Source organism: Methanocalculus sp. (assembly GCF_030651615.1).
Taxonomy (GTDB): Archaea; Halobacteriota; Methanomicrobia; order Methanomicrobiales; family Methanocorpusculaceae; genus Methanocalculus.
The window spans coordinates 1-12262 of the sequence record NZ_JAUSCG010000026.1 but is presented as its reverse complement, the minus strand read 5'-3'; the positions used below and the strand labels follow the sequence as shown (position 1 = coordinate 12262).

Annotated in this window: 12 protein-coding genes; 1 reads left to right on the top strand and 11 read right to left on the bottom strand. The window is 50.8% G+C overall.

The window, feature by feature from the left end:
* From Q7V06_RS00975 to Q7V06_RS00925, 11 genes are all read right to left on the bottom strand, one after another.
* Positions 1-821: ABC transporter substrate-binding protein (locus tag Q7V06_RS00975; RefSeq protein ID WP_304836738.1), on the bottom strand; the 821-nt coding region annotated here is incomplete at its 3' end.
* A 108-nt stretch (positions 822-929) separates the two neighbouring features.
* Positions 930-1787: an ABC transporter ATP-binding protein gene (locus Q7V06_RS00970; RefSeq protein WP_304836735.1), complete on the bottom strand. Its 858-nt coding sequence runs from the start codon at positions 1785-1787 to the stop codon at positions 930-932.
* Entirely contained in the window at positions 1784-2869 is a 1086-nt protein-coding gene (locus Q7V06_RS00965; protein WP_304836732.1) for an iron ABC transporter permease, read from the bottom strand. The genes Q7V06_RS00970 and Q7V06_RS00965 overlap by 4 nt, the downstream gene beginning before the upstream one ends.
* A 588-nt stretch (positions 2870-3457) precedes the next feature.
* Positions 3458-3709 (bottom strand): hypothetical protein, encoded by a 252-nt coding sequence (locus Q7V06_RS00960; RefSeq protein WP_304836728.1) that lies wholly within the window; start codon positions 3707-3709, stop codon positions 3458-3460.
* Positions 3710-3841: 132 nt separating this feature from the next.
* Positions 3842-4477, bottom strand: coding sequence for an orotidine-5'-phosphate decarboxylase (gene pyrF, locus Q7V06_RS00955; protein ID WP_304836725.1), 636 nt, complete (start codon positions 4475-4477; stop codon positions 3842-3844).
* Positions 4474-5409 (bottom strand): deoxyhypusine synthase, encoded by a 936-nt coding sequence (locus tag Q7V06_RS00950; RefSeq protein ID WP_304836722.1) that lies wholly within the window; start codon positions 5407-5409, stop codon positions 4474-4476. The genes pyrF and Q7V06_RS00950 overlap by 4 nt, the downstream gene beginning before the upstream one ends.
* Positions 5410-5549: 140 nt before the next feature.
* Positions 5550-8009, bottom strand: a complete 2460-nt coding sequence (locus tag Q7V06_RS00945) for a response regulator (RefSeq protein ID WP_304836719.1) — start codon at positions 8007-8009, stop codon at positions 5550-5552.
* Positions 8010-8068: 59 nt separating this feature from the next.
* On the bottom strand, positions 8069-8281 hold the full coding sequence (locus tag Q7V06_RS00940; protein WP_304836716.1) for a hypothetical protein: 213 nt from the start codon (positions 8279-8281) through the stop codon (positions 8069-8071).
* Positions 8282-8330: 49 nt separating this feature from the next.
* On the bottom strand, positions 8331-9212 hold the full coding sequence (locus tag Q7V06_RS00935) for a hypothetical protein (RefSeq protein ID WP_304836713.1): 882 nt from the start codon (positions 9210-9212) through the stop codon (positions 8331-8333).
* Positions 9213-9275: 63 nt separating this feature from the next.
* On the bottom strand, positions 9276-9956 hold the full coding sequence (locus Q7V06_RS00930; protein WP_304836711.1) for a DUF4013 domain-containing protein: 681 nt from the start codon (positions 9954-9956) through the stop codon (positions 9276-9278).
* Positions 9953-11233 carry a tRNA(Ile)(2)-agmatinylcytidine synthase gene (locus Q7V06_RS00925; protein ID WP_304836708.1) on the bottom strand — a complete coding sequence of 427 codons (1281 nt, stop codon included), beginning with the start codon at positions 11231-11233 and terminating at the stop codon, positions 9953-9955. Before Q7V06_RS00925 ends, Q7V06_RS00930 begins: the two co-directional genes overlap by 4 nt.
* Before the next feature lie 85 nt (positions 11234-11318).
* On the opposite strand from Q7V06_RS00925, the gene Q7V06_RS00920 reads away from it, so the two are divergent.
* On the top strand, positions 11319-12242 hold the full coding sequence (locus tag Q7V06_RS00920; protein WP_304836705.1) for a transcriptional regulator: 924 nt from the start codon (positions 11319-11321) through the stop codon (positions 12240-12242).
* The last annotated feature ends 20 nt before the right edge of the window (positions 12243-12262 follow it).

Sequence of the window (12262 nt, the reverse complement as noted above, 5' to 3'; positions counted from 1 at the left end):
TAGAATGTGGGATCACCTGCTATTATGACATCAGGGTTCCATCGGGTCACCTGCTCCATCGAAACCGATGTCTGTCCAACACCGGGAAGAATAGCACAGTCTGCCACATTAATCCCGCCTGCCACATCGATCAATTCCGAGTGGAAAGATCCGGTTGGATCGGTCAGAAGCCCTTTTGGTCCTTCGGCATAATAGACCCGTACCAGCTCATCTTCAGGAAGATCAGATACACGATCAGTAACAGTTGTAACTACTCTCCGATAGAACTCCACCAGCTCATCTGCCTTCTCTTCTTCACCAAGGAGGTTACCAAGGAAGAGAATTGCGTCATCATAACTCCTTGAATTTCTGGCTTCCAGCACACCAACAACAGGAATATCACCAAATACCTGCTGATGTTCTTCGAGCACAGTTGCAAAATCGCCTATGCCCTCACCTGCAATGATGATATTAGGATTCATTGACATGAATATCTCATAATTTCCGGTCTGCTTGCCAAACCATCCGCCGATGTTTGGGAGGGAAAGGAACTCGTCCGTCATATATACCCTGCCGTTGATCTTATTTGGATTCATATTGATCCCGATAAGTTTCTCTGGCGCAAGTGCATAAACGACAAATGTGGTCATTGGAACGGTACTGATGATCCGGTCAATCTTCACTGGAATCTCCAGTGTTCTCCCTGACATATCCGTGATGGTTCTGGTCGAACCTACTGTAGAATCAGTCACCGTAGAGGGGCTGACACAACCGGAATAGAGAACCGTAAGGCAGAGCAAACCAAGAATAGCAATTGTGATGCATGATCTTCTTATATCCATAATTCACCAGATTTTTCTTTTACTCTAAGAGACATACCATTTTTACGAACATTTAACCCTTCATTCCACCACTCATAATACCCCCAGACAAACAACAGTGTTCTTACATTATCCTCTTCCCCCGGCAATCACAGTCACAGCTGGTGTTCCCCTGCACGGGGGGTGCTCTTTTTCATGGCACCGGCACGTCCCTGACCGATGAGGTACACAGACATGGCGTCCTACATCAGGACTGTAGGTGATCGATACATCCACTCCATATGTCTTTCTCAGATTCTCCTCTGTCACAACATCTTCCGCAAGGCCATATGCCATGAACGAACCATACTGCATGATGGCAACGTTATTCGAGCTGAGAAAGGCATGATCCGGAAAATGTGAACTCATAATCACAGAGAGACCCGTCTCCACCAGTTTATCGATGATCTCAAGCACCCGGATCTGATTACCAAAATCAAGGTGAGACGTCGGTTCGTCAAGGAGCAGGAGAGACGGATCCTGCGTTAAGGCCCGGGCAATAACCGCAAGCTGGTACTCCCCGCCTGAGATCTCATTCACCGGATTTTCTGCAATCTTTCTGATTCCAACGAGATCGATCTTCTCTTCGGCTTTTCTGTAGTCCTCCTTTCCAGGCGAGGAGAAGGCCGGAAGATGCGGAGCCCTTCCCATCAGGACGAAATCCCGAACCGAAAAGGGAAAAACGATCTCATGAGCCTGTGGGACATATCCTATCTTCCTTGCAATATCAACCGGCTTAATTTTCACCATATCCTTCCCACAGAGATGTATTGATCCGGAACAGAGGCGGTTTAGATTCGCAAGGCACCGGATAAGAGTGGATTTTCCAATCCCATTTGGTCCAAGGATACAGAGCACCTCGCCTGTTTGAATCGAGAAAGAGATATCTGAAAAGATCGATGATCCTCCGGGATAGGTAAAACCGGCATCCACCACTTCAAGGATCATGTCCACCCCACCGAACGTTTACTCAACAGATATGCAAAGAATGGGGCCCCGATGATAGCTGTGAGGATTCCAAGAGGGATCTCGGCCATTGTCAGATTTCGGGCAACAGTATCAATAATGAGCAGATAGGATGACCCAAGCAGAAAAGAGACAGGAATCAGTTTTTTATTATCCGGTCCGACAAGCATACGACCAAGATGGGGGACAACAAGACCAACCCAGCCTATTATTCCAGCAATACATACTGCTCCGGCAGTGATTAACGTTGAACAGAGGATGATGACCTGCGACATCCGTTTTGTATCGATCCCAAGCGTCCGTGCTTCATCATCACCAACAGCAAGCAGATTGATACGCCACCTGAGAAGGATGAGTACCGCAGTCGCAATGAGAAGTGGGGGGGCGATGAAGAGAAGCTCGGTATATCGGACTGATGCGAGGCTCCCCATCAGCCAGAAGGTGATCGCGGGGAGTTTATCATAGGGATCTGCGATATATTTGGTAAATGAGATTAATGCGGTAAAGAATGCCCCAACAATAATACCGGATAAGACAAGGACAAGGGTTGGTGTTCTCCGATAGAAACTACTCAGAATATAGGTGATCGTAACCGCAAGAATGCCAAAAGTGAATGCCGATACCTGGATCATCAGTGATCCCGCCGACAGGATGAGAGCAAGTGCAGCACCAAATCCTGCTCCTGAAGATACACCCAGAATATCAGGAGAAACCAGGGGGTTTTTAAAGAGACCCTGGTATGCTGCTCCGGCAATGGCAAGCCCACCTCCCACCAATACTGCTGCAATCACCCTTGGTAATCGAACCTGATATATCACATTCTCTTCTGCTATTGTCCAGTCAGGATAGATATGAACGATATGCTCAGGCAGCAGGTTGATAATCGGTGCGATGAGAAGTTTAATGACATGAAACGGTGAAATCTCGTAATGACCAAGAAAGAGGGATACAACAAATAGAATGGGGAGTGTCCCATAAATCAAGAGTGTGCTGACGATCTTCCCTGTCAGAAAAGGTCTTATAATCAGATAGTTATTTGAAATATGATGCGAAATCGATACCATGTCTCCTCCATAAATTGAAATAACAGCCTATACTCCGGCATGATCCGAAGACATTTCATCTACGTTCACCCATGCATCTATTGGAATATACGTCTCCGATACAGATGTGGAGCGCATATAACAATTCTCAACAGACCATACATCACCATTCACTCTCCTGTGGAAGAGGTAATCCCGCATTTTGAAATGACCCTCCCTACATCAGAGTATACAAGAGGTCACCGAATCAATTTATAAATATTACTATTTTGAAATGGTAAATAATTATTATTTAACAACATACTCATTTCCAGATTAAGTTACTCCGTCTTAATCATCGTGCTGTATACGCTCATGGTTGAATACATGCAACAGAGCAGTGATCAGATACACTCAAACAGTGTATTATAGCGAGTTTAATCGAATTAACTACGATACTACGGCAGGATCGGATCTCTCAACACACAATAGATAAAGTGAACACTATAAACCCAGCTCAAATTAACTGAGAATTCAATTATAGAGTGAACGAATCCGGGTAGCCATCTGATCATCATCAGAACGCGCTTCTCCCGGAACAGGAAACGATGGTGCATACACAATAAAGCATTACCAGCCTGTCAAAAGGATCCAGAACAGTATAATCAGAAGGATACCTGCAAGAACCCTTACCCAGAGAGGGATATCAAACCGCGTTTCGCCTTCGGAATCAGCAGGCACATCCGGGTGCGGCATCTCCTCCTCACTCTCGACGATGAACGCTCCCCGGTACCCGCACCGCTTGCACCGGTACTCAGATCCCAGATATCCGCCTGCCGCCTGGTACAGGTCACTGCTTCCGCATTGAGGGCATCGTCGCATACATGCAAATCACACCGGAGAGACCATCAATCTTCCCCTGAAAAAAGACGACTCGTAGAGAGATGATGCCTCAGAGTGACTCATAGGGTTCATCACCCACCGGAGTAATCCGGTGTCAGCACGAGATTCTCGTCATCGGCACCGTTTTGCGTACTCTTTCGCAGCCGCAGCCGGATCTGCCGCAGTATAGATCGCCCGGCCGACGATCACCCCGTCTACGAGTTCTTTCACATCTTCTGGAGCCGCACCCTGTGCACCGACACCCGGCGAATAGATCTTCTTCCCTCCGATGATCGCACGGAGTGCCGCAACACGGGCGGGCCGGGTCGCAGGTGCGATGATCCCATCAGCTCCCGCGGAGACCACCATCTCACAGAATGCCTCGGCAACACCTCCGGAAAACCATTCCGCACCTCCGGGATGACTCATCTCACAGACGACGAAACACTCTCCACCGTGTGCATGAGCAGATTCGACACAGGCGAGGAGCGAATCTCTCCCGGGAAACGCATGGCAGATGATTGCAGAACATCCAGCTTTGAAGACCTGATCGCAGATGAGTGTATTTGTATTTGGGATATCCGCCACTTTGAAGTCTGCGATCACGGGAACACCGAGTGCCGCAATTTCTCCTGCGACTGAAAGACCGGCTGAAAGGACGAGCGGGTACCCGATCTTGATCGCATCAAGGTAAGGAGCAGTCGATTCTGCAATCGCCATCGCCTCATCCCGGGATGTGGCATCGAGGGCGAGGATGAGGGCGCTCATTGCCCCAGCCTCTCAAGGGTTGCTGCAATAATAAGCGGCAGGGTGATCGTCGCATCACCATACACCGTCATCGCACGTGCTTCTTCTGTGATCTTTCCCCAGGAACGAGCCTCATCAAGCGTTGCTCCGGAGAGACCTCCAAGATCAGGGCGATCACCCGTTAGCTGGACCGCATAGGAGAACCCGTTCTCGGTCATCAGCATGCTCTGGAAGATGAAGTTCTTCGGAACACCGCCGCCGACGATGAACGCACCCGCACGCTCTGCTGAGAAACATCGGTTCATGAGCGAGGTCATATCTGCAAACGCATCAATAGTCACCCGGTTCGTCTGCGAAAAGAGCCAGTACTGGAGCCCGACCATCGAGTCCTGAATCGCCGGGCAGTAGACCGGGATTCCTTTTCGAGCCGCGGTTGCAAGAATACCGGATTTGAGTCTCTCTCCGATGTGCTGCAGGAGATCAGAGATCGAGATGACAGCACCCTTCGGAAGTTCGGAGTACACCCTCTGCATAAACTCCTCAAAGTGCTCAAACGCCTCCGTCGGAAGGTAGACATCATAGATACGATTGATCTCTTCATGCCTGAGATCGACATCGTCGCAGATCTCTGTTCCATGATAATGGTGGCACCCGATCGCCTCGATGATATCATGTGTCAGGTTTGCACCTGTAGAGACGAGAATATCGATATACCCGCATTCGAGGAGATCTGAGACGATACCTCCCATACCGGCAGGAACCATCGCACCGGCTAGCCCGAAGAACCGGGTCGTCAACGGATCCGAGAACATCGCCTCGGTGATTGAGACCGCTTCTGCAAGCGATCCTCCGTTATATGCTCCTGCCTGACCCATTGCATCAACAAGCTCTCCGACACTCATTCCCGGACGGATATGCATCTGTCGAACCGGATCTGTACATTCGTGTGTCATCCTCACCCGACCTTCAATAGCATATTGTATCAAAGAGGAATAAGTCCTTACCTCACACAGGCAGATGATGCGTTTGGGAAATTTTATATCTGCACAATGAAATGCGAAAGATAGATAGTATCAAAGGTTAACCGGAGAAACTACGCCTCGCCTGAAGTCAAACCACCCGGTCGTACAAGCTCATCAGGCACCCGGATCACAAACTTCGCCCCCTGACCAGAGACACCCTCCTCGGTGATCGACATTCTGCTGATCCTGAGGATCTCCCGTGCGAGGAAGAGACCAAGACCGGTATTCTTCCCAACACCACGGTCAAAGATACGTTCCTTATCTGCATCCAGAATCCCGCATCCGTCATCCTCACAGATAATTATCAGTGCACCATCCTGATCTTCAGCAGATAACCGGATACTGGTGAGCCCTTCCCCATGCCGTACCGCATTCTCGATGCAGTTTCCAATCACCCTCTCAAAGAGGGGATCAGCGAGAATCTCAACAGAGGGGAGATCAACATCTACCCGTATATCCCCAAAATCAACAGATTCCACTGCTTTTGCGGCGGCAAGCCGGATATTCAGCCAGCAGCGCCCATGTGATCCAAGCTCCTGATAGTCTTTTGTAAAGTCGATCATCCGGAGTATCCGGGTCACTGCATCCCGCATCCTGAGAGCAGCCTCATCGGGATGCACAACCGGGTCAGGACCTTCCATCAGATCAAGGTAGCCAAGGATAGTTCCTATCCGGTTCTTCACATCATGCCGGGTGATCGAGGAGAGGAGATGAAGCTTCTCATTCACGTGACGAAGAGACTCCTCTGCATTCCGCCGGTCGGTCACATCGGTGATGAACCCTTCAAGCATCAGCACCGATCCGTCATCATTATAGACTCCGTACCCCCGCTCCCAGACCCACCTGATTGCACCATCCCGCCTTCGAATCGGATATTCTTCCTCAAAGAACTCCTTCCTGAAGAGCGATCTCTCCCATCCTTTCCTAACTAAATCCCGATACTCCGGGAGGATCAGATCGTTATAGGTGACCACCCGGTTGCCGGTGAAATCGAGAGGCCGGTATCCGGTCAGATCATACACCCCTTCAGAGACGAACCACATCGTCCAGTCGAAATCATTATCACACTGGTAAACCATCCCTGGGAGTGCCCTCAGCAGTTCTGCAAGATATGCCTCCTTACGGGAGAGATCCATCCTGACCGAGACCTCCTTCATCAGGGCGTCTTTCAGCACCCTCTCCTCCCTCTTCCGGTTCGAGATATCCCGGATAACTGCAAGGGCAACCGACCGCCCACCGTGCCTCACCTGATTCAGCGTCACCTCAAGGTCGAGCAGTGTGCCATCAGATCGGACTCCCCGCCATTCGAAGATAGTCAGTTCACCTTTTTGTGTCCGTTTAAGAAGCTCGCGGACCTTGTCTCGTGAGAGTGCCCCGTCAGGCTGCCTTTCTGGAGAGATAGAACCTGCGGTCAGCCCAATCAGCCTTTCAGAAGGGATGCCGAAGAGTTCCGTTGCACGATTATTGCAGCTTGTAATAACATTTCCGTCATAGACAAGGAGTGCATCACCGGCAGACTCAAAGAGGATATTGCATAAATTATCCTGCTCCCTGAGCATATCCTCGGTTTCCCGAATCTCAGTGATAGTGATAGCCGTACTCAGAACGAGATTCACCGCCCCCTCTCTGCTCATCGGGGTCAGGACATACCTGAAATGTCCCATACCATCCGGTGTCGGATATGATGTCTCGGCCATCATCTCCTCTCCGGAACTAAAAACCCGCCTGATAGTATCCTCGATGGGCTCCATCAGTTCAGGCGGCATCCCGAGTTCACGCCAATGGCGGCCGATCATCTCCCGGTGAGTCATGCCGATCCCAAGAGCCGCTTTTCGGCTGACATACCGGAACCGGCACTCCCTGTCATAGACATAGAAGTTAACCGGTGAGTTATCAAAGATCAGATCAAGGAGTTGTTTCTGATCATGGACTTCGGGAACCAGATCATCTGTCTGCTGATCACGTACACAGCCCGTTTGTGACCTGATATCATCATTGATAACAGAAAGTGATTCATTCTGCTGCCGGAGTTCTCCTTCCGGAGCCACCCGGCTTAAACTATCCCGTAACGCCCCGATAACCCGGGAGGGATTCATGGATTCATCAGGGATAGGTGTCGCCTTCCCAAAGAGAAGGGTATTCATCCGCCGCTCAGACTCCCGCCGTGCAACAGAGCGACGTACAGCATCCGCAAGCTCCTTATAAAGCAACTTCGGATCGTCCCCTTTCCTGATATAGAAGTCTGCACCCTCGTTCAGTGCCTGGATAGCCACCTCCTCTTTTCCATGCCCTGTGAAGATGATGAACGGTATTCTCATCCCGGATGACCTGATCTCTGCAAGAAATGAGATGCCATCCATTCCAGGCATCTCATAATCAGAGATAACCGCATCAAAAGAGCCGCTCCGAAGAGAAGAGAGAGCAAAAGCTCCTGAATTGGCAGTGGTAACAGAAAAGCCCCCCCTTTCAAGGAAAATGCGTGTCACTTCCAGGTGACTCTCATCGTCGTCGACGAGGAGGACTGTTATCATAGGAGAATATCCCCCATTCAACAATAAATAACTGTCCCTTGCAGCAGAAAGAGAGGGAATTACCCCTCGCTTGCAAACCACCTGCCAGCATTCGGTGCATGCATTCTGACCTGTTCATGGAAATATTTTCCAAGAGACGGATCAGAGTCATCGATCGCCGCCTGAATTGTTCTGACAAGCCATGGGGAGAGGTCCGGACTTGTACTCAGAGAGTTCATCATGACAACGATCGCTTCATCAACTTCAATCCTGTTCTTCCATTTATATGCCATATGCCAATCTCACCAGACTGAAAATATGAGAGAGAGCATATAAATATTATTATCGTACCTTCAGACGACCATCCTTACCGGCGATCTTTCCGGCAGACCGGAGTGCATCAACCATATGCGATACCATCTCCTCATCAAGGCTGAACCGGATCGGATAGACCTCCTCATCAAGAGATATCAGTTTCGACGGCAAGGTGCCTGCAACCTCAGAAACTGATGCCGCACCCTGCTGAATAGCGGAGACGACCTCTTCTGCTAATGTCAGGAAGAGGAAGAACTGTTCAAGAAACGCAACAAAACTCTCCTCTTCAGGCTGACACTCTTCGAGAAGCCCGATCAGTTCAGACGGGTCATCACAGAATATGATGTCAATCCCTGTCGAGACCGAATATACCATCTCAGACGAGACGATCCTCTCTGCAGTTAGGTTCGCTTCAACCAGATCCTCGTGTGAGGGGAAGAGCAGAAGAGGTGCCGGCACTGCAACTTCGAGGTCACCCGGTTCGATACTCTTCTGAAGAGAGATTACACCCTCCTCTGCCTTAATAAGCCCCTTCGCCTCATAGACGATAAGGCGGGCGGCATCTTCAAGATGGGCCGCTTCATCCTCTTCTGAGAGGGGTGCATCTCCGGATAGACAGAGAGAACGGCCACCATCCTCTTCGACAGCCGAGATAATCCTGGAGAATGCCTCCTCCTCATGGTTGAGTATTCCGGATGCGAGCATGAGAGCTTCGTCATCCTCATCATCCTCAGGAGAGGCGGCATCCACACATGCCCGCAGTTGATTGATTGTACCAAAGACCATCTCTTCAGAGATGAGAGTCGGATCGACCGATAACTTCGCAGTCGTTCCCGACTTCTTCATGACACGGAGGCACTGCTGTGCATGCTCGCGTTCGTCAAATATCAGGGTCAGTCCATGTACCATACAGAAGAATTCAGTCCGTGAAGAGATGAAACCTCGCCTCTGATGCCAACCGGAACCACTCTTTCACACCTGTTTCTGTCTGGGAATGCCTGCTTCAAAGACGAGGGTGAAATATCGGGCAGCAAAGAGCGTCACTACCATATAGATGAAGAATGCCGGGATATACCCAATCAGAGAGAGCTCCATCAGGTACCCGGCCGGAACAGAGGCGAGGAGCGAGATGACAGTGTAGAAGATCACCGCTGACACATACCCTGTGCCACCGATCCTGTCGATATGTGAGAGGATCTCACCAAGTGCAAATCCATCCCGGATTCTCCCTGACCTGGCGGTTCTGATCACCCCAATCATCGAGAGAAGGATGATGATAGCATATAACAGCACCACACCGAGGATGAGGAAGAAGACCGCACCCACCTCTGAAAATATCAGCCCCCGTTCAGCATGAGAGATGAGGGTAAGAAGAGGTTCACTCTGCCAGATGATGATCATTATTGCTGCAAAGATTGGTATTGTGTAGATGAACGAGACAAGGATCAGACGAATACCATCGATCAGAAGGGAGCGTGGGTGTGAGAAGTCCGGAGCATCTGATCCTCCACGGTAGATCCGTGCCGCATATCCCATAATCAACGGAAAGATGATGACCATCGCCATAAGAACCGGAATACGGAGTGGGTGGGTCCGGATTGCCGCAACAGTAAACCGGACCGACTCCTCTGCATATGCTCCGATATCGATCATTTCTGTTGATTTACATTGATGGGATCAGATATATCTCTGACGACATCGTTCAGGATCGCAGGGGCACCCCGGCAGAGTGGGCGGGCAAGATGCCTCCTTGCAGACGGCGGCACCTCATACCAGCCGGGTGCTATCGTGCGATCTCTTCTCCGGATGACCGGATCTCTCATTCTCATACTACAAAGACGGCACTTGTACCCTTTATCAGCACCAGCCGACGTCATCTTCTTCCCACAGGACGGACAGATGGGTGCATCCCTGAAACTGATCGGATCTGCGGTGAGGACGAGGATCTTCTCGAGATTCAGTGATGAATCTTTGTAACTCCCGCAGACCACCACCCGATCTCCTGGTGCAAGTGCCCTGATGACATCCCGGAACCCTTTGGTTGGTTCATATGCCATACAGGTGAGTGAATACTCCCCATCTCTGATCAGGAGAGAGACATGCCCCCCTATCCCTGTCATCGGAAGAGAGGAGACAGTACCTGAGACGAGATATGATCTCCCCTCTTCAAGTGAACCGATAAAACCCCATATAAGATGGGCGTCAGTCCCCTGGTTCGTCTCAAAGATCGCCTCCAGTTCCGGGGTTTCGGACAGGATAAGGTGCCGTGCGAGGGAGACCCAGACCGGGTTCTCCCCACGGATTCCAAAGAGAACAGGATCAGGTGTATGGGGAACACAGACGATCGTCCTGTTCATCCGATCGACCGTATCCCAGGTATGAGGAAAGGTCACCTCCTCGGCCAGCCGAAGGGTTATTGGGTCCACCGACCGTTTCGTTCCACAAGAGGCACCCTCCCGATAGACGAGTATCTCTGATGTGGAGTCCCTGAGATCAGCTGCAATCGCAGCGGTTGCTCCAATAAGACCACGCCGGTTCTTCCACCCGGCATACCTCGCAGAGACGCCTTCACACGCGGCGATCGCCTCATCTATTGTACAGAAGCCGGTGATCGCCTGCTCTGCAAACGATGCCGGAGGACGGGTTCCTCCGCAGACAACGAGGCCGGGGTTTGTCCGGTCACAGGCGAGATCTGCGAGTTCATTGATGAGATCAGATCCGATGGCAAAGGCGAGATCGGGATCTCCCTCCGCCTCGATCGCAACTGCAGCATTGCCCCTCGTCTTCCAGATGACATTTGGGTTTAACCGGATCAGGCGGAGGGATCGGATCTGCATACCAGCTTCTGCAAGGCGGCGGGCAAGCACCGCCCCAAGGTAGGTGGTACACATGCCTTCGGGGGAGTCCGTATCATCGATCCCGATCCACATATATACAGATCTGCTCTCCCGACCCATAAGAGGAGTTGTCAGATCCTTTATTATCTCATTCCACCATGTAGGTTGTAGAAACAAGATGGTTCAGGAGCGGCTCATCCAGACGGTGGTAAGCATACTCATTACCGCCGGGTTTGATGTTTCGGAGCGGTGTACGCTTCGACCCCGGAGCTTTGACCTCCTCGCCTCAAATGTAAAGCAGCTTGTTATCATCAAGGTCGTCTCCCAGATAGATTCCGTCTCAGAAGCGGTCGCAGCCGATCTTGATATGATGGCACACCATCTCAAGGCAGTACCCCTCATCATCGGGGAGCGGGCACGTGATGCACCACTTGAGCGGAGTGCTGTCTATCTCAGATACGGCCTCTTTGCAGTGGCACCATCAACTCTCTACGATTATCTCGTCGAGAAGGTTCCCCCACTCGTCTATGCATCTCCCGGAGGTCTCTACGTCAGTATCGACAGTACACGACTCCGCGAGATGAGGGAACTGCATAACCTCTCCCTTGGGGATCTCGCCCATATCCTCGGGGTCTCCAGACGGACGATCAGCAAGTATGAGAGTGGGATGGGGACAACACTTGAGATGGCACTTAAACTTGAGGAGCTCTTCGATGAGGCGATCGTCCAGCCGATAGATCTCTTCATCGATCGGCCGCATGATCTCACCCATATCGAAGAGGTTGATGAGATATCACCGATATCACCGGCAGGGTACCTCAAAGAGATCGGTCTTGAACTCCATTCATTCCGGCGTGCCCCATTTCAGGCGGTCGCCCTCTTTGAAACTACAAAGATCCTCGCCTGTTTCGGATCCGCAGAGAAGACCGTTAAGCGCGCTGCACTCGTCGGAAACCTCTCACAGATCGCGCAGACCCGTTCGCTCTGCATCCTCTCAGACTATAAAAAAGAGAGAAAGATTGGAAAAACCCTTGTTATTGGTGAAGAGCAACTCTACTCAATGGAACAGGGATCGGATCTCATCGATCTGATTCCCGAGTAATGTTTATATAGAACCACAAA